Annotated in this window: 16 protein-coding genes; 11 read left to right on the top strand and 5 right to left on the bottom strand. The window is 63.1% G+C overall.

Translation table 11 applies throughout. The features are described from left to right. Nucleotides 1-29 precede the first annotated feature (29 nt). Genes dhaL through Q1M04_RS00865 form a run of 3 tightly spaced genes read left to right on the top strand, consistent with a single transcriptional unit; the run spans nucleotide 30 to nucleotide 3,022 of the window. Entirely contained in the window at nucleotides 30-1,781 is a 1,752-nt protein-coding gene (gene dhaL, locus Q1M04_RS00875) for a dihydroxyacetone kinase subunit DhaL (protein WP_297996535.1), read from the top strand. Between the two features lie 10 nt (nucleotides 1,782-1,791). Continuing rightward, on the top strand, nucleotides 1,792-2,229 hold the full coding sequence (locus Q1M04_RS00870; protein ID WP_297996537.1) for an RpiB/LacA/LacB family sugar-phosphate isomerase: 438 nt from the start codon (nucleotides 1,792-1,794) through the stop codon (nucleotides 2,227-2,229). Between the two features lies 1 nt (nucleotide 2,230). Next, nucleotides 2,231-3,022: a triose-phosphate isomerase gene (locus tag Q1M04_RS00865; RefSeq protein WP_297996539.1), complete on the top strand. Its 792-nt coding sequence runs from the start codon at nucleotides 2,231-2,233 to the stop codon at nucleotides 3,020-3,022. A gap of 132 nt (nucleotides 3,023-3,154) precedes the next feature. Here Q1M04_RS00865 and Q1M04_RS00860 read toward each other — a convergent pair whose 3' ends face one another. Further along, nucleotides 3,155-3,520 carry a ParB N-terminal domain-containing protein gene (locus Q1M04_RS00860; protein ID WP_297996542.1) on the bottom strand — a complete coding sequence of 122 codons (366 nt, stop codon included), beginning with the start codon at nucleotides 3,518-3,520 and terminating at the stop codon, nucleotides 3,155-3,157. Nucleotides 3,521-3,928: 408 nt separating this feature from the next. Here Q1M04_RS00860 and fabG point away from each other — a divergent pair, with 408 nt between their 5' ends. Then, nucleotides 3,929-4,666, top strand: coding sequence for an elongation factor P 5-aminopentanone reductase (fabG, locus tag Q1M04_RS00855; protein WP_366131302.1), 738 nt, complete (start codon nucleotides 3,929-3,931; stop codon nucleotides 4,664-4,666). A gap of 45 nt (nucleotides 4,667-4,711) precedes the next feature. Here fabG and Q1M04_RS00850 read toward each other — a convergent pair whose 3' ends face one another. The 4 genes from Q1M04_RS00850 to Q1M04_RS00835 all read right to left on the bottom strand — a co-directional run bounded on the left by Q1M04_RS00850 (nucleotide 4,712) and on the right by Q1M04_RS00835 (nucleotide 8,302). Next, nucleotides 4,712-4,882, bottom strand: coding sequence for a hypothetical protein (locus Q1M04_RS00850; protein WP_204791131.1), 171 nt, complete (start codon nucleotides 4,880-4,882; stop codon nucleotides 4,712-4,714). A 108-nt stretch (nucleotides 4,883-4,990) separates the two neighbouring features. Continuing rightward, entirely contained in the window at nucleotides 4,991-7,039 is a 2,049-nt protein-coding gene (locus Q1M04_RS00845; protein ID WP_297996544.1) for a hypothetical protein, read from the bottom strand. Continuing rightward, on the bottom strand, nucleotides 7,014-7,907 hold the full coding sequence (locus Q1M04_RS00840) for an ABC transporter ATP-binding protein (protein WP_297996545.1): 894 nt from the start codon (nucleotides 7,905-7,907) through the stop codon (nucleotides 7,014-7,016). Before Q1M04_RS00840 ends, Q1M04_RS00845 begins: the two co-directional genes overlap by 26 nt. Further along, on the bottom strand, nucleotides 7,904-8,302 hold the full coding sequence (locus tag Q1M04_RS00835; protein WP_295757220.1) for a GntR family transcriptional regulator: 399 nt from the start codon (nucleotides 8,300-8,302) through the stop codon (nucleotides 7,904-7,906). Before Q1M04_RS00835 ends, Q1M04_RS00840 begins: the two co-directional genes overlap by 4 nt. A 315-nt stretch (nucleotides 8,303-8,617) precedes the next feature. Here Q1M04_RS00835 and rpsO point away from each other — a divergent pair, with 315 nt between their 5' ends. From rpsO to prmA, 7 genes are all read left to right on the top strand, one after another. After that, on the top strand, nucleotides 8,618-8,884 hold the full coding sequence (rpsO, locus tag Q1M04_RS00830) for a 30S ribosomal protein S15 (RefSeq protein WP_204791410.1): 267 nt from the start codon (nucleotides 8,618-8,620) through the stop codon (nucleotides 8,882-8,884). A gap of 195 nt (nucleotides 8,885-9,079) precedes the next feature. Beyond that, entirely contained in the window at nucleotides 9,080-11,230 is a 2,151-nt protein-coding gene (locus tag Q1M04_RS00825) for a polyribonucleotide nucleotidyltransferase (protein WP_297996546.1), read from the top strand. 151 nt (nucleotides 11,231-11,381) lie between these two features. Then, complete coding sequence (locus Q1M04_RS00820) at nucleotides 11,382-14,318, top strand: leucine-rich repeat protein (protein WP_297996548.1); 2,937 nt, start codon at nucleotides 11,382-11,384, stop codon at nucleotides 14,316-14,318. A 144-nt stretch (nucleotides 14,319-14,462) separates the two neighbouring features. Further along, nucleotides 14,463-15,866, top strand: coding sequence for a tRNA uridine-5-carboxymethylaminomethyl(34) synthesis GTPase MnmE (gene mnmE, locus Q1M04_RS00815; protein ID WP_297996550.1), 1,404 nt, complete (start codon nucleotides 14,463-14,465; stop codon nucleotides 15,864-15,866). Nucleotides 15,867-16,013: 147 nt separating this feature from the next. Beyond that, entirely contained in the window at nucleotides 16,014-16,568 is a 555-nt protein-coding gene (locus tag Q1M04_RS00810) for a DUF1836 domain-containing protein (protein ID WP_297996552.1), read from the top strand. A gap of 2 nt (nucleotides 16,569-16,570) precedes the next feature. Further along, nucleotides 16,571-17,443: a DegV family protein gene (locus Q1M04_RS00805; RefSeq protein ID WP_297996554.1), complete on the top strand. Its 873-nt coding sequence runs from the start codon at nucleotides 16,571-16,573 to the stop codon at nucleotides 17,441-17,443. 24 nt (nucleotides 17,444-17,467) lie between these two features. Next, a complete protein-coding gene (prmA, locus tag Q1M04_RS00800; RefSeq protein WP_297996556.1) occupies nucleotides 17,468-18,421 on the top strand; it encodes a 50S ribosomal protein L11 methyltransferase in 954 nt (317 codons plus the stop codon). Nucleotides 18,422-18,453: the final 32 nt, after the last annotated feature.

Here is an 18,453-nt window from a genome sequence, read left to right as displayed (position 1 = left end):
CTCCGTAGTTGGGAAGGAAGGATTCTATCATGAAGAAATTTATAAACGCCAGCGAAGATGTGGCTCGGGAGGCGTTGGAGGGGTTTGCCGCCTGTTTTTCCGAGCGGTACAGGCTCCACGACGAAGTCAACGGCGTTCTGCTTCGCCGGCCCAGAGACCACAAGGTCTCCCTGGTGGTGGGCGGAGGCTCCGGCCATGAGCCCATGTTCAGCGGCTTCGTGGGGACCGGGCTTGCGGACGCCGCCGCCTGTGGGAATATTTTCGCGTCCCCCGATCCCGGTACCATCTTCCAGACGGCCAGGGCCGTGGAAGGGGGAAAAGGCGTCTTATTTGTCTACGGCAACTACGCCGGGGACAATCTGAACTTTGACATGGCGGGGGAGCTGCTGCAAAAGGAGGGGATTCCTACGGCCCATGTGCGGGTCTGGGACGACTGCGCCTCCGCTCCCGCCGAACGCATGACGGACCGCCGGGGCATTGCGGGAGACGTGTTCGTCATTAAAATTGCCGGCGCGGCCTGCGACGCGGGGCTGGAATTGGAAGAGGCGGCGAGAGTCGCAGGACAGGCCCGGAACAACCTGCGGTCCATCGGCGTGGCGGTGAGCTCAGCCCATATCCCCGGCGCGGCGGAGCCGATTTTTGAACTGGCCGGCGATGAGATGGAATACGGCATGGGCATCCACGGGGAAAAGGGAATCCGCCGGACAAAAATGCAGCCGGCGGACGAAGTGGCGGAATACCTTTATGACGCGTTGCAGAAGGATCGCCCTTTAAAAGCCGGGGACGAGGTCTGCGTGCTGGTGAACGGGCTTGGAAGCACCACTCTGCTGGAATTGAGCATTGTCTACCGAACGCTTCAGCGTCTTCTTGTACGGGACGGGATCGTAATTCACAGCTCGGATATGAACAGCTACTGCACCACGCTGGAAATGGGCGGATTATCCGTTTCCGTGCTCCTGCTGGACGAAGAGCTGAAACGATTTTTCGACGCGCCCTGCGCCAGCCCGTTTTATACCAGGGGCTGCTGTCAGGAGGAGTTCCCGGTGGAGACGGAGCGGGAGATTCTGACCGGGACCGGGAAGAGGAGGACCTACAACCCCGCCGCCGGACGCGAATACATAGAGGCGCAAGCCGCAAAAGAATGGGAGACGCTGGATTTTTCCGTGGCAAAGGCCATGCTGCTTTCCGTGGCGGAGGCTGTTGTAGAGGCAGAGCCCATGCTGACGAAGGTGGACAGCGCCATTGGAGACGGCGACCATGGTATCGGTATGAAAACAGGCTTGAAAACGGCCCATGCGGAGCTGATGAGACTGCCGGAGGGGAATAACGTTTATGAACCCTTCTTTGTGGTGGGAAACGCCATGCTGATGAGCATGGGCGGTGCGTCAGGAGCCATTTTCGGCAGCATGTTCATGGGCGGAGCGGAAGGGAAAGCACCCAGGGAACGCCTGCGCTCAGAGGAGCTGGCGGCATTGATGGAGGATGCGCTGAGAGCCGTCCGGAAGCGCGGTCACGCGCAGGTGGGGGATAAGACCATGGTGGATGCCCTGTCCCCGGCGGTGGATGCCATGAAAGCAAATGCGGAAAAGGGGCTGGCGGTCATGCTGCGGGCGGCGGAGGCCGCCGCCCGGGCGGGCATGGAAAGCACGAAGCGCTTTGAGGCGAAATTTGGCCGGGCCAAAACCCAGGGGACGACGATCGGGTTTCAGGACGCCGGAGCTACCAGCGTCTGGGTTATGCTGAAGGCAATGGCTGATTTTGCGGAACGGTATAGGAAATGAGGGCAGAAGAATGAAAATTGTATTTGGCTGCGATCCCAACGCGGCGGCTTTGAAAGAGGAGCTTATCGAAATGGCCCGGGAGCTGGGACATGAAGTGGTGGACATGGGCGGCGACGACCCTGTCTACGCCAACACGGCCATCGCCGTGGCGGAGGCCGTGGCAGGAGGAAAGGGGGACCGCGGCGTGCTGCTCTGCGGGACGGGCCTGGGCATGTCCATTGCGGCCAACAAAGTGAAGGGAGCCTATGCCACGCTTTTGACGGATGTGTACTCGGCGCAGCGCGCGATTTTGAGCAATGATGCCAATATTGCCTGTATGGGTGCGCAGACCCTGGGGGGAAAGCTGGCCCAGGAGCTTTTGAAAACGTGGCTTGGGCTGCGGTTCGACCCAGGCAGTTCCTCTGCGCCCAAGGTGGCGCGCTACCACGAATACGACGAGGAACGCTGACATGGAAAAGCAAAAAAAGCTGTATCTCGGCACAAATACGAAGATGTATAAGACCATTGCCCAGACACAGAAATTCCTGACGCGGCTCCGGGAGGAGACGGAGGATATTTCCAGGGAAAAGCTGGAGCTTTTCGTAATCCCCTCGTATACCGCCCTCTACCATGCCCGCCAGTGCGTGCAGCCCCATGAGATCCGGCTGGGAGCGCAGAATATGGGGTGGGAAGACACGGGTCAATTTAGCGGCGAGATTTCTCCTTTAATGATCCGGGAAACCGGAGCAGATCTGGTGATGATCGGCCACTCGGAACGGCGGCATGTGCTTCTGGAAACAGACGAGATGGAGCGGAAAAAAGTGGCGTGCGCTTTGCGGCACAATCTGACGCCTCTGCTGTGCGTCGGAGAGACGGAAGAGGAAAAGCGGCTGGGACTTTCCGACGAAAGGCTGCGGACTCAGCTGAAAGCGGGCCTGTATGGACTGGCTCCGGAGGAAGCCGCGAAGCTCTGGATTGCCTATGAGCCGGTTTGGGCCATTGGTGTGGGAGGTACGCCGGCATCCAAGGAATATGCGGAGGAGAAGCACGGTGTTATCCGCAGGTGTGTGGAGGAACTGTTTGGGAAGGAAACGGGCCGTAAGATCCCGCTGCTCTATGGCGGCAGCGTCCACGGGGAAAACGCGCCGGAACTGATTCAGCGAGAGAATATCGATGGCTTGTTTATCGGTCGTGCCGCATGGCAGGCGGAGTCCTTCGCGTCTATCATTCGGACGGTCCTTCCCCTGTGGATACGGAAATAGCGGAACAAGGAGATTTGTCCTGGAGCGGAGGAATCAACAGCGTCAGCTTAACGGCTTTACGGATTTCATACTCGGTGACGCCAAAGAACACCGCCGCTAATTTACGGGCGCTGTACCGCCGCCGGCCACGCTCTATATACACCTCTTTTTCCGATTGGAAACTAGGGAGAGATTTTGCCTCTGAATGAGGTTCGTGGAGGTGGCAATCACAATGGCCCGCGCATCGTCCGCCTCTGCGATCCCGGCGGGAATGACATCCCATCCGGCCAGCCCTGCCGCGCTTGCCCGGTTGTGCCCGGCGGGGATTTCATAGCTTCCCTGCGGGGCCGTGAGCCGGACGATGATCCGCGCCAGCAGACCCACCTCCTGCAATTGCTCCGCAAAGGCTTCCAGCTGTGCGGGCGTATAAGGCCGGAAGCCGATATCCGCCGTGGAGAAAGGGACCCGCTTGCGGCCAGCGCCGTCCCCCAGGTTCAGGGCTGTGGCAGTCTTGCCCACGCCGCCCTTTTGGTTTGCTGTAAAAAAATAGTATGTAAATCCCTCATAGTTTTCCTCCATTGTGCTTGACTATAGATTAAGTATCATATAGAATATTTACGCATCGGTTTTAAGCCGTTTATCCGCATGGATTGAAAAATTATTCGGAATATCAGGCGGGATTTCCTGCATTGCAGGACACTTGGTTTCGTGCTGCCTGATAGAGCGTCAAGGAGCCATTCAATCATATGCGAAGCGTGTTGCAAATGCTGATGCTTTGGGTGCCTTAAAACCGTTGCGGCACAGTGGATAGACGCTTGTTTGGGTTTGCTGCTTGACGTGCGGGGGTCACAGGTTCGAGTCCTGTATCGTCCACCAAAAAGCCTTGAAACCAGACGGTTTCAAGGCTTTCTTTTTGCGGAGGTATGTATGATGAGACGATCTGCCTTGGTTACCGGGGCCTCCCGGGGCATTGGGCGGGCCATCGCCGCCGTTCTGGCCCGGGAGGGCTGGGCCGTCTGCGTCAATTACCTGGAACGCCGGGACGCCGCCGGGAGCTTGGTTTCCGAACTCCGCGCTCAGGGCCGCGCCGCCATGGCCTTCCAGGCGGACGCTGCGGACCGGGGGGCGGTGGAAGTCATGGTCCGGGCCGCTTCGGAGGAGCTGGGGCCTGTAGAGCTTCTGGTGAACAACGCCGGAATTTCCCGCCAGGGCCTTTTCCAGGACCTGGACGACCAGGGCTGGGAGCGGCTTCTGGCGGTGAACCTCACCGGGCCCCGGAACGCCGCCCTGGCGGTGCTGCCCCACATGCTCAGCGAAAAGCGGGGGTGCATTGTCAATATTTCTTCCATGTGGGGCCTCCGGGGGGCCAGCTGCGAGGCGGCCTACGCCGCGACCAAGGCGGGGCTTATCGGCCTCACCCGCTCCCTGGCCCTGGAGCTGGCCCCGTCGGGCATCCGGGTCAACTGCGTGGCCCCGGGGTGCGTGGAGACGGACATGGTGCGGGCCCTGGGAGAGGAAACCCGGGCGATGCTGGCGGAGGAGACCCCCTTGGGCCGCCTGGGGAGGCCGGAGGAGATTGCGGAGGCGGTGGCCTTCCTGGCGTCGGACCGGGCGTCCTTTATTACCGGGCAGGTGCTGACGGCGGACGGGGGCTTCATTGTATAGGATACAGGCGCACAAAAAGAGAGGGAGGCCGAGCCTCCCTCTCTTTTATTGATAGCGGTACTGCATCCCGGTGTACTGCTCGATGCAGCTGAAAAACAGTTCCCGGTTCCGGAATTCCAGCAGCTTGCAGTCCTCCTCCTCATGGAAGGACACGATGCGGCGGCGGGTGTCGACCCAGACGCGCCAGAGGTTCTGCACGGATGTTGTTTGCTCCATAGGGGGAGTCTCCTTTCTCTTCGTCTATACTATAAGACGATCCAGGAGGCGGTTTTGTTTCATTCCGCCGGGAAATTTTTTAAAAATTTTTTCGGACCGCCTCACGGGTCAGTGGAGCAGCGCGGCGTCCACCTCTTCCCCAGGGTAAACGTAGGCGTCTCCGGGGTAGACGGCGCTGCCGGAGCGGGGGAAGCTGTAGGGGTCGTAGTCCCCCTCGAAGGGCACGCCCTCTTCCTCACTCTCCAGGGCGGACTGCTCCGCGTAGGTCAGGAGCCTCCGGCTCCCGTTCACAATGCCAAGGTCCTCCAGGGCCTTGAGAGTCTCCGTGCAGTAGGCGGAGAGGCTCAGGGAGACGGTCTGGGAGTGGGGGCCTGCCTGGGGACGGTCCAGGTCGGTGACGGAGTAATAGAGCTCCAGGCCCCCGGTGCAGATGGCCTGGTTATAGAGGTCGTCCAGCAGGAACAGGGTCCGTCCGAAGTGCCCCGCCGCCACGTCCCGCCGGACGGCGTCCTCCAGGGCCTTGGCCTGCTCCAGGGTCAGTTCCAGCTGTTCCATCTCCTTTGTCTCCGGGTTGTAGAGGCGGTCGGCGTAGCCGCCGGTGAGGCGGGTTTCAAGGTTCTCCCTGTAAACATGGCCGAAGATGTTGGCCTCCTGGATGGCGGGGTTGGCGGCCAGGGCTACCAGCTTCTGCAGGGCCTGGGACCGCTCCATCCGCTCCTGGGAGCAGGGGAGGTTATACATGCGGCTGGTGTGGGGGGAACCGATTTCACCCTCATAGTATGTGACGTCCAAATAGGCCACGGAAACGTCCTCTCCCCCCAGGCCCCGCCAGCTTTTGTTCAGGTCCTCCCGCTCCGCCAGGACAGCCTGATGCACGTCCAGAATGTTCTGAATCAGGGCGGGGTCCGTTAGTCTGGTGTTGACGCCTCTGCCGTTTACGCCGTTGACGATCAGCAGAACGCTTCCCACCTCCTCTGGCCGGGGCGTCCAGCTCTCCACGCTCAGGGGGTCCAGCGCCACGGCGGCGCAGAGGGCGGCGGAGGCCAGCGCCGCGGCCAGAACCCCCTTCCAGCTTCCCCGGAACACCCGGAGGGACTTGCTCAGCAGCATGGAGGCGATGTAGTACCCAATCACGCCGGCTGCCGCCATGCAGAGGGCCAGGGGGACCGGGCTGGCGGTGCGGGTGGTCTCATAGCCCGCGAAGAATACGTTGTAGAGGGCCATGCCCCCGGTGCAGGCGGCGCAGAAGGCCACGCCATAGCGGAAGATGGGCTTCATCCACCCAACGGCCACCACCTCTCCGGCGCTCTCGCTCCTCCGGCGGCGGTACAGGGCCCAGGCCGCCGCCAGCAGCACCGCGCCCGCCAGGGCATAGACGGCGATGAGCCAGCCGTTTGCCAGGGTGACGGACTCCAGGACGGATTCCTCCCAGCCCTCGGCATTGATGATCTGCCGGGACGTCGTGTCCACGTCCAGCATCCTTGTCAGGTACATGGTGGGGCTCAAAAACTCGATCACGCCCTGGTAGTACCGCTCCACGCCGAAGTAAAACATGGTCATGAGCCTCGTGACCAGCCACTCGGCCCCGGCGGCGATGAAGTGGAAGATGAAATAGAGGGCGGCGAAGGCGAAGGGGTTGCCGGTGACGAACACCACCGCCGTGGCGGAGGCGAAGAAGAAAAAGCTCTGCCCCGCCACGGCCAGGATGGTCACCGCCAGGCCCACGGGCTCCAAGCTGCCCACGATGGCGGAAACCAGGATGGCCAGACCCCCGGTGACGGCGTAGGGAATCAGCATCATGGACATACCGGAGAGGAAGTCCGTGACGAAAATGCCCTTCCGGGTGATGGGCAGGGAGTGGTACATGCCCACGCTCCGGGGATTGTACAGCCAGCCCCAGGCCGCCAGGGCGCAGAGAGCCGCGTACAGCAGGGAGAGGGTGGGGATGATCCAGGCCACAATCTGGTAATAGCCCGCTGTAACGCCCAGGGGGTCGCTCATGGGCTCCCCAAAGAGGGCGTTCTCCCGGATGAGGATGGTGAGGAAGGCCAGGGGGAACAGGGCCCCAATGATGGACGCGCCGCCCCACAACGGCCAGAACCGGGCGAGATTCTTTTTAAAGAGGGTGGGATTAAAGTACGATGTCTTTGACCGCATAGTCGGCGCCTCCTAACTCATAGATGAAAATTTCCTCCAGCGTCAGCGGCACGGCGTCCACCAGCATGGGCTCGTAGACCGCCAGGCGGTGGGCGGCTTCCTCCGCGTTCATGCGCATGATGAGGGTGTGGATGCGCCCCACCTTGGAGGCGTGGAGCACCTCCAGGTCCTCCGGCACGCCGCCGCCGTCCTTGAAGACCACCTGGAGCTTGACCATGTTGTCCTGCAATTGGGCCAGGGACCGCTCCAGCAGCACCTTCCCGTGGTCCAGGATGCCCACGTGGTCGCACACGTCCTCCAGCTCCCGGAGGTTGTGGGAGGAGACCAGCACCGTGGTTCCCCGCTGGCTGACGTCCCCCAGCACCAGCGACCAGACCTGCCGCCGCATGACGGGGTCCAGGCCGTCCACCGGCTCGTCGAGAATCAGGTAGTCCGGCATGGCGCTGAGGGTCAGCCAGAAGGCGGCCTGCTTCTGCATGCCCTTGCTGAGGCGGCGGAGGGGGCGCTTCTCGTCGATCTGGAAGACCTCCTTGCATTTTTCATACCGCTCCATGGAGAAGCTGGGATAAAAGCCCCGGTAGAATTTGCACATGTCCCGGATAGTGGCCTGGGGGAAGTAATACCAGTCGTCGGCAATGGCGGCGACCCGGGATTTCAGGGCCTCGTTCTCCCAGACGCTTTGGCCGTCGATGGCGAGCTCTCCCTCGTCCTGGCGGTAGATGCCGGTGAGGCAGCGGATGAGGGTGGATTTCCCCGCGCCGTTGGGGCCCACAAGGCCATAGACGCTTCCCGCGGGGACGGACAGGCTCACGCCGTCCAGGGCGGCGAAGCCGTCAAAGCGCTTGACGGTGTTGGTAACTTGAATCATCGTGTTTCCTCCTTGCGCGCCCCGGCGGGGGCCCCGCCGGATGGCTCTTCTTCAAGAAGAGCCATGAGCTCTTCCTGGCTGACGCCGAGATACTTAAGCTCCGCCAGAAGCTCCCGGGCCTTTTCAAAGAGCTCCCTCCGGCGGACCGTTCCGGCGCCCGTCTCCCCGGTGGCGAAGCTTCCCTTGCCGGGGACGGAGTAGATGTAGCCCTCCCCCTCCAGCTCGTTGTAGGCCCGCTGGATGGTGTTGGGGTTGATGGACAGCTGCGTTGCCAGGGACCGGACCGAGGGGAGCTTTTCGTCCGTCCCGATGGCCCCGGTGACAATCAGCTTGCGCAGCCCATCCTTGATCTGCTCGTAAATAGGCCGGGAGTCCCGGTAGTTGAGGCTGATCACCGCGTACCTTCCCTTCCGCGGCGGGGCTTCCCCGCCGCACGTTGTTGGTAAACTGTATTAACTGTACTAAGAAAATTAACACAGTTGGGGTGCTTTGTCAAGAGGGAATCAAAATTTCCGCCCCGGCGGGAGAAAAAATTTCCCCCAAAGCCGGAAAAATCCTGAATTGGCCCTTTACAATGGGAAATCACTATGATATAGTAACGAAGTCCGCCGGTTGGGCGGAAAATACGCCCCGGAGCTTTGCTTCGAGGAGCTTCACCGGCCCGGAGCACAGCCCCGCGGGGAATTTGTTTGAAAGGTGGAAACCCTGTTATGCTTCGCAAAGAAGAAAAGACCGCAATTATCAACGCCAACCGCACCCACGAGTCCGACACCGGCTCTCCCGAGGTTCAGATTGCTATCCTGACCGAGCGCATCAACGTGCTGACCGAGCACATGCGGGCCAACCCCCAGGACAAGCACTCCAACCGGGGGCTTTTGAAGATGGTCGGCAAGCGCCGCAGCCTCCTGGACTACCTCCAGAAGAAGGACGTGGAGCGGTATCGCGCCCTCATCGCCAAGCTGGGCATCCGCAAGTAAGACGCAGACAGGGCGGCGTATATTCGCCGCCCTGTTTTCCGTGTGGTGAAACCGGCTTTCCTCCCATCCCTATTCACCGACGCGGGAGCCGCCGCTTTTTGTGTTTGAACGTTTCCCCAGCGCCCCGGGCCTTGGGGGAAGGTTCAAATACGAAAAGGACGCTCCCGCGCAAAACAAAAGAAAAGGAGCGCATCTATGTCTACCATCATCACAAAGAGACAATTCCCCAACTGCCGCAAGTACGAAATGGAGCTGGCGGGCCGGCCCCTGACCCTGGAGGTCGGGAAGCTGGCGGAGCTGGCCAACGCCGCCGTCATGGTGGGCTACGGCGACACCCGGGTCCTGGTCTGCGCCACGGCCTCCGCCCGGCCCCGGGACGGCATCGACTTCTTCCCCCTGTCCGTGGACTTTGAGGAAAAGCTCTACTCCGTGGGCCGTATCCCCGGCAGCTTCAACCGCCGGGAGGGCCGCCCCGGGGAAAAGGGCGTCCTCACCAGCCGGGTCATTGACCGGCCCATCCGCCCCCTGTTCCCCCACGACTTCCGCAATGACGTTTCCATCATGGCCACGGTCATGAGCGTGGACCACGACTGCTCCCCGGAGATCTGCGGCCTCATCGGCGCTTCCGCCGCCCTGGCCATTTCCGACATCCCCTGGCACGGCCCCGTGGGCGCGGTGAAGGTGGGCCTGGTGGACGGCAAGCTCATCTTCAACCCCACCAGCGAGGAGCGGAAGGTCTCCGACCTGGACGTGACCGTGGTGTCCACCGGGAAAAAGGTGGTCATGATTGAAGCCGGGGCCAACGAGGTGGACAACGACACCATGTTCCGGGCCATCCAAATGGCCCACGAGGAAAACCAGAAGCAGGTGGAGCTCATCAACCGGATGGTTTCCGAGATCGGCAAGGAGAAGTTCGACTATCCCCACGCCGACTTCGACGAGGAGCTGTTTGAGAAAATTGTCTCCGCCACCATGGACGAGGCCAAGGCCGCCATGGACACCGACGACAAAAACGTCCGGGAGACCCGGTGGAACGCCCTCATTGAGAAGTGGCACGAGCGCTTCCTGGACGAGTACCCGGAGATGGACAAATACCTGGACGAGATCACCTACAAGTTCCAGAAGAAGATTGTCAAAGCCTGGCTCTTGGAGGGCCACCGGGTGGACGGACGGCAGAAAAACGAGATCCGGCCCCTGGCCTCCGAGGTGGGGATTCTGCCCCGGGCCCACGGCTCCGGCCTCTTCACCCGGGGACAGACCCAGGTCCTGTCGGTGGTCACCCTGGACACCCTTTCCGCCAACCAGAAGCTGGACACCATCTGGGAGGAGACGGAAAAGCGCTATATGCACCACTACAACTTCCCCGGCTACAGCGTCGGCGAGGCCAAGCCCGCCCGCTCTCCCGGGCGGCGTGAAATCGGCCACGGCGCTTTGGCCGAGCGGGCCCTGCTCCCCGTCATTCCCGACGTGGAGAAGTTCCCCTACGCCATCCGGGTGGTCAGCGAGGTGGTGAGCTCCAACGGCTCCACCTCCCAGGGCTCTATCTGCGGCTCCACCCTGGCGCTGATGGACGCGGGCGTGCCCATCAAGGCCCCCGTGGCGGGCATCTCCTGCGGCCTGATTCAAGACGACGAGGGCGGCTTCACCACCTTCATCGACATCCAGGGCGTGGAGGACTTCCACGGCGAAATGGACTTCAAGGTGGCGGGCACCAAGAAGGGCATCACGGCCATTCAGATGGACCTGAAAAACGACGGCCTCACCATGGAGATCATCAAAAACGCCCTGGACATCACCTATGACGGGCGCTGCCAGATTCTGGACCAGATCATGCTCCCCGCCATCGCCGAGCCCAGGTCCGACGTGAGCCGCTATGCCCCCAAGATGCTGACCATGCACATTGACCCCTCCAAGATCCGGGAGGTCATCGGCTCCGGCGGCAAGGTGATTCAGAAAATCGTGGCGGACACCGGGGCGAAAATCGACATCAACGACGACGGGTCCATCTTTATCGCGGGGGTGGACGCGGCCTCCTGCGACGCGGCGAAAAAATGCATTGACGACATCGTGTTTGTGCCGGAGATCGGCGCGCTGTACTATGGCCGGGTGGTGCGCCTCATGACCTTCGGCGCGTTTGTGGAGCTGGCCCCGGGCAAGGACGGGCTGGTCCACATCTCCAAGCTGGCGGAGCACCGGATTGAGAAGGTGGAGGACGCCTGCAAAATCGGGGACATGATGTGGGTCAAGGTGACGGACATCGACGAAAAGGGCCGGGTGAACCTCTCCCACAAGGACGCCGTCCGGGAGATCAAGGCCAAGGAGGCCAAGGGCGAGCGGGTGAAATAAGGCGGAAGCTGTCTATGGGACGGGCCGGGAGGCCCGTCCCGTTTTTTCCCGGGATTTTTTTGGGGGACCCATTGAAAGGGCGGCTATTTTGTGCTATGCTGTAAAAGTGAAATTGGCGCGTAAGGCGCGGGCATGACAGGAGGAGCGGAAGATGAGGCGTTGGGTTTGGAGAGTGCTTTTGATAGCGGCGGCGGTGCTGGCCCTGACGGGGACCGCTTTGGCGGCGGACCCGGCGGCGGACACGGTGACGCTGGACAACGGCGTCGTGCTGACGCAGGAGGGCGGCGGCTGGAAGATTACCGGCTATACCGGAAGCGGCGGACGGGTGGTGCTGCCGTCCGCCTATGATCAAAAGGCAATTACTGCTATCGGCGACGCGGCGTTTAAGAACACAAACGGCAGAAAAATCAGCGAGGTGGTCTTTCCAAGTACGATTACCTCGGTCGGAAACAACGCGTTTGAGAATTGCGTGGGGCTGAAAACCGTTCTGTTTCTGCCGGACAGCGCGGGTGATGTTACCATTGGCAAAAGCGCCTTTTCGGGCACAGGGGTGAGCACGCTGGTGCTGCCCGACAAGCTGGTAACCATCGGAGAGTCGGCCTTTGCCAACAATACATCCCTGACAAAGGTGACCATTCCGGACAGCGTGAAAACCATTGCGGCCAAAGCCTTTGCCAATGATATGAAGCTAAAGACGGTTTATATCCCTGCGGCGCTGAAGCCCGCGGCGTCAGGCGGCACGAAGCCGGTCTCCGCCGATGCCTTTGCCAACACCACGCTGGAGTCTATCCACTATGGCGGAATCAACAAGGCGGATATCCTGTATGAAATTTTTGCCGCGATGCCTCCCGGACTGTGGAGAGATCAGGTCCACCTGGCGACAGACAGCACACATGTCAACCCGCCGACCTGTGAAGATAACGGGCAGGTGATGGGCGGCGGATTCTGCCGGGAGGCCGGCGAGAATCAAACGGCGGCCTGTAAGGACCTCTCCGGGGGTGAGATTACGATCAGCGCCCTGGGCCATGACTATCAGGAGCCCGAAGTGGACAAAACGGGCCACCATGACTGCGAAACCTGGACCTGGAAGTACACCGTGACCTGCTCGAGGTGCGGCACCAAGGTGGACCGCCAAAAGGTAATCGCAGCGACGGCGGAGCACAATTGGCAGGATAACGGTACGCCAACCATCACAAAGCCCGCCACCTGCAAGGAGGAGGGCGAACAGACCACCCCCCAGAAATGCAGCGTGTGCGGCCAGGAGGGAGAGCCGAAAAAAGAGAGCATTCCCAAGCTCACCACCCACACGTACACGAAGGGCGCTACCGAAACGTATGTGATCCGGCCCGGAAGCTGCTCTGCGAGGCCGGAGAACCAGGGCTTTTCCGCGGTGTACAAGGTCTGTGACGTCTGCGGAAAGACCAACGCCTGCGAGCCGGACTGCGTAAGCTTGAAAACCGTGCTGGAGGAAGCGCGGAAAGGCGATGACCAGGCCGCGATTACAGCCGCCGAAGAAGCGTTGAAAACCCACCTGGAAACGAGCCATCCGGATGTGACGATTAAACTGGCGGACCAGCTGCCCCATACAAAGCCGGAGGAAACCGAGCCCGCCCCCGCTCTGTCCAAGCCCGCCACCTGTGAGGAGGACGGCAAAAACGTCTACAACTATACCTGTGCCGCCTGCGGCGAGGATATCACGGGTGAAGAAGAGGTTCTTACCAAACTTGGGCATGAAATGAGCAAGGGGGAGGACGTGATTATCCGCGAGGCGACCTGCACGACGCCGGGGGAAAAGAAGACCGGAATAACGGTCTGCAAGCGGCCCGGCTGCGGCCACACGGAAGGCGGGGAAATTGTGACCGACCCCGCCAAGGGCCACGATTGGGGCGAGTTCGAAACGGACCAGGACATGACGCCCAACGAAACCTGCGTGGAAAAAATGGTCACCGGAACCATTTCCTGCAAGAGATGCTCGGAGAAGGAGGAGCGCACGCTGACCATCGAGGGCCTGAGCAGCCACAACTACAAGGGCAGTGAGTGGAAGATCGTCAAGGAGCCCACCGCCACGGAAGAAGGCTTGCGGCAGCGGCCCTGCATGAACCCGGGCTGCACGCACATGGACGAGGAAATCCTTCCCGCCACCGGCGAACCGGAGGACCCTGACGATCCCGACGATCCCGAGGACCCCGACGATCCGGACGAGCCCGACGAACCCTCGAAGCCCGAGGAGCCCAAGTCCTATCAGGTTACCACCGTCCAGGGGGCGGGCGGAACCGCCTCCGCCAACCGGACCACCGCCCAGGCGGGGGATCGGATCACCATTACCGTCTCCCCCAGCTCCGGCTATGAGCTGGACATGGTCCGGGTCATCGCCTCCAACGGCAAGGTCCCCCAGCTGGAGAGCCTGGGCGGCGGGCAGTACCGCTTTACCATGCCCGAGGCCAATGTGGAAATCCGGGCCACCTTCCAGCGGAAAAACTCCGGCCCCAGCTGGGCCGCCGCTCCCGAAGACGGCTCCACCGGCAACCCCCGGCGGACCAAGGACGTGATGCCCACCCAGAACCCCACCCTGGACGCGCCCCAGACCGACGCGTCCCAGCAGCTCTTCCGGGACGTTCCCATGAGCCACTGGGCGGCGGGGGAGATCAACTGGGCCAACCAGATGGGCTACATGAACGGCACGGGAGGCCGCTTCAATCCCGACGGCGTTATCAGCCATCAGCAGATGTGGATCGTCCTGGCCCGGCTCACCGGCTCCAACCCCGCCAACATGGCGGAGGCCCGCCACTGGGCCGTGCAGGGCGGCTTTGCCGACGGCTCCGCCCCCACCGGGGCGGTGAAGCGCCACCAGCTGGTGACGGCCCTGTACCGCTGCGCCCGCCTCTCGGGCAGCCTGAACCAAAACACCACCAGCCTGGCGGGCTACACCGACAGCCGCACCGTGCCCGCCGTGGCCCGGGACGCCTTTTCCTGGGCCCTGGCCAACGGCATCGTCAGCGGCGGCGCCGACAAGACGCTGAATCCCAACGGAACCCTCACCCGGGCCCAGTTCGCGGTGATTTTGTACCGCTACAGCCAGCGAATCTGATACTTTCTTGAAAGAAAGTATCCAAAGAACTTTAGCGCGCTCTGGCTGCCCGGCGGTCAACCGGACCGGAGCGACGGCAACCGAGTGACAGCTTACAGGGGGCGGGCGGACAGCCCGCCCCTTGCTTTTGAAAGGAGATACTTCATGGACACCATCGCCGCCATCGCCGCCGGAGGAGGCGCGCCCTCCGCCATTGGGGTCGTCCGAATTTCCGGGCCGGACTGCTTTGCCGCCTGCGGGCGGGTCTTCCGCTCCGCCCGGCCCTTCGGGGAGCTGGAGGCCCGGCGGATGGTCCTGGGGGAGTTTTTGGACCGGGAGGGCCGTGTGCTGGACCGGGGGCTGGCGGTGCGCTTCCCCGGGCCCCGCAGCTACACCGGGGAGGACTCGGCGGAGTTCCACTGCCACGGGTCCCCGGTGGTCCTGCGGGAGGTGCTGGCGGCCCTGTTCGCCGCCGGGGCAAGGCAGGCGGGGCCGGGGGAGTTTACGAAGCGGGCCTTTTTGAACGGGCGGCTGGACCTGACCCAGGCGGAGGCCGTCATTGACCTCATCGACGCGGAGACCGCCGCCGCCGCCCGGAACGCCGCCGCCCAGCTGGACGGGGGCCTCCGCCGGGCGCTGGAGCCCATTCAGGAGGCCCTGCTGGATATCACCTCCCGGTTTTACGCCGTGGTGGACTACCCGGACGAGGACATCCAGGACGCGGGGCCGGAGGAGATCGCCGCCGCCCTCCGGCAGGCCGAGGGCGCGCTGACGGCGCTGCTTTCCACCTGCAAACGGGGTGAGGTCCTCAAGCGGGGGGTGCGGACGGCCATTGTGGGCCTGCCCAACGCGGGAAAATCCTCCCTTTTGAACGCCCTGGCGGGGTATGAGCGGGCCATCGTCACCGACATTCCGGGGACCACCCGGGACACGGTGGAGGAGTCCGTCCTCTGCGGCGGGGTGCTGCTGCGGCTCATCGACACGGCGGGCCTCCGGGAGACGGAGGACCAAGTGGAGAAATTGGGCGTGGAGCGATCCCGGCGGGCCATGGAGGAGGCGGAGCTGATTCTGCTGGTCCGGGACGGCGCGGCGGAGGCCTGCCCGGAGAACCGGGCGCACTGGGAGGCGGAGGCCCTCCTCTTGAACCAGGTGGCCCGGACCGGGAAGCCCTGGCTCTGCGTCGAGTCCAAGTGCGACCTCACCGGTCCCCACGCCTTTTCCGTGGGGCTTATCCAAAAGGACGCCAACAACCCCGCCGCCTGCCTTTGTGTCTCCTCCGTCACGGGGTACGGCCTGGACAAGCTGGAGAACGCCGTAGCGGCCCTCTTCCCCGCCGGGGACCCGGGGGAGGCCGGAAGCCTCCTGACGGACCAGCGGCAGGAGGACGCCGCCCGGCGGGCCCTGGACGCCGTTCGCCGGGGCCGGGCAGCCCTGGAGGGCGGACTGACCCCCGACGCGGTGCTCACCGACGCGGAGGAGGCCCTGGACGCCATCGGGGAGCTGACGGGGAGGACCGCCAAGGAGGAGATTGTGGGGCGGATCTTCTCCCGGTTCTGTGTGGGGAAGTAGGAGGCCTTGAAAAATGCGTTTTCCAATCCCCCAAAATATGGTTTACAAAACCGCGTCCTGGTGTTACAATAACCATTGCGAGCCGCCCGGCCCCGCCGGGCGGCTTTTTAACTGTGAAGAAAACGGAGCTTCAAGAAAGGACGACTCATGAACGATTTGACCGACCTTCTCTCCCGCCTCCGGGACCAGCGCCCTGTGGACTGGGACCAGCTGCCGGACTTCTCCTTGTACATGGACCAGGTCCTCTCCTACATGGACCGGCAGGTTATCCGCTTCGACGGAGACGACGGCCTCACCGCCGCCATGGTGAACAACTACACGAAAAGCGGGCTGGCCCCCCGGGCCGAGGGGAAGAAGTACGGCCGGGAGCACCTGGCCTACTTCACCGCCATCTGCGTCTTAAAGCGGGTCATGTCCACCCGGGACATGGATCTTCTGATCCGGGAGGAGCTTCAGGACCGGCCGGTGCGGGAGGGGTACGGCGCCTTTTGCCAAAGCCTGGACAAGGCGCTGAACATCACCGCCGGTGAGCTGGCCGCCCGGCTGGGGGACCAGGAGCTGGACGACGCCGCCCTGGCGGACGCCGCCATCCACTTCTCCCTTTTGAGCTACGCCGCCGGCGTGGCGGGGAGCCGCTGCGTGGCCCTCCTCCGGGAGCGGAAGGGCCCCCCCAAGGGCAAAAAAGAAAAGGAGCGTGAGTGAACATGTCCGACTACGTCATTATGACCGACAGCTGCTGCGACCTCTCCGCGGAGCTGGCGGCGGAGCTGGAGCTGGAGGTGCTGCCCCTGCGGCTGGAACTGGAGGGTAAGAGCTACCGGAACCTGCTGGACGGCAGCGAGATCGGTTTCCAGGAGTTTTACAGCAAGGTCCGCTCCGGGGCCATGCCGGTGACCTCCGCCGTCAACGTGGGGGAGTTCGACGCCGCCATGCGGCCCATTCTGGAGGCGGGGAAGGACATTTTGTGCCTGTGCTTCTCCTCCGCCCTCTCCACCACCTACCAGTCCGCCGTCATTGCGGGAAGGGAGCTGGAGGAGGCCTTCCCGGAGCGGAAGGTCCGGGTGGTGGACAGCCTCTGCGCCTCTATGGGACAGGGCCTTTTGGTCTGGCTCTGCGCTCAGGAGAAAAAGAAGGGGAGAACCCTGGAGGAGGTTTTGGACTTTGCCGAGGGGGCCAAGGGGAACATCTGCCACTGGTTCACCGTGGACGATTTGAACCACCTGAAGCGGGGCGGCCGGGTCAGCGCGGCGGCGGCGCTGTTCGGGACCATGCTCTCCGTCAAGCCCGTGCTCCATGTGGACAGCCAGGGGCGGCTGATCCCCATGGAGAAATGCCGGGGGCGGAAGGCCTCCCTGCTGGCCCTGGTGGACCACATGGAGAAAACCGCCGTGGAGCCGGAGCGCTACCCGGTGTTCATCAGCCACGGGGACTGCCGGGAGGACGCCGAGTTTGTGGCGGAGGAGGTCCGCCGCCGCTTGGGCGTGCGGGAGGTCTATATCCATTACGTGGGCCCCGTCATCGGCAGCCATACCGGGGCGGGGGTTATGACGCTGTTCTTCGTTGGAAGAGAACGGTGAGAACCGGTAGAAAGGCGGTTTGACATGCGCTGGCTGGAGGTACACATCGACACGAACCACGCCGGGCTGGACACAGTCCAGGCGATGCTGTCCGGACTGGACGTGGACGGCGTGATGATTGAGGACGAGGAGGAGTTCCAGGACTTCCTGGAAAACAACCACGACTACTGGGACTATGTGGACGAGGACCTGGAGCGCCATATGGCGGGCCGGTCCCGGATCACCTTCTACCTGGAGGCCCAGGAGGCGGGCTTTGCCAAGCTGGGGGAGGTCCGCGTTGCCTTGGAGGGCTTGAAGCAAGAGCGCCGGGACCTGGGGACGCTGCTGATGACCCTGGAGGACGTGGAGGACGCGGACTGGGAGAACAACTGGAAGCAGTACTACAAGCCCATGGAGATCGGGGAGCGGCTGCTGGTCATCCCCCAGTGGGAGGAGGCGGACCCGGGGGACCGGGTGCCCCTCTACCTGGACCCGGGGCTGACCTTTGGCACCGGGGCCCACGCCACGACGCGGCTGTGCCTGACGGCCCTGGAAACCCTGGTCCGGGGCGGGGAGCGGGTGTTGGACCTGGGCTGCGGCAGCGGCATTTTGTCCGTGGCGGCCCTGCGGCTGGGGGCCGGGTCCGCCCTGGCGGTGGACATCGACGACAAGTGCCGCACCGCCGCCCGTGAGAACGCCGGGCTCAACGGCATCGGCCCGGACCGGCTGGACATCCTGGTGGGAAACCTCCTGACGGACGGGGCCGCGGCGGAAAAAATCGGCGGGGGCTATGACCTGGTGCTGGCCAACATTGTGGCGGACGTGATCATCGCCCTGGCCCCCCGGGTCCGGGGACTGCTGAGCCCCGGCGGGACCTTCCTCTGCTCCGGCATCATCGAGGGCCGGGCGGACGAGGCGGCGGCCGCGCTGAACGCCGCCGGGCTGGAAATCCGGACGCGGCGGGAGGACAACGGCTGGTACGCCTTTACCTGTCAATAAGCAAGCCGAAGGGCGAACCCGGAAGGGTTCGC

It is taken from the genome of uncultured Oscillibacter sp., assembly GCF_950073225.1.
Classification (GTDB): Bacteria; Bacillota; Clostridia; order Oscillospirales; family Oscillospiraceae; genus Oscillibacter.
This window is presented reverse-complemented; position numbering and strand designations above follow the sequence as displayed.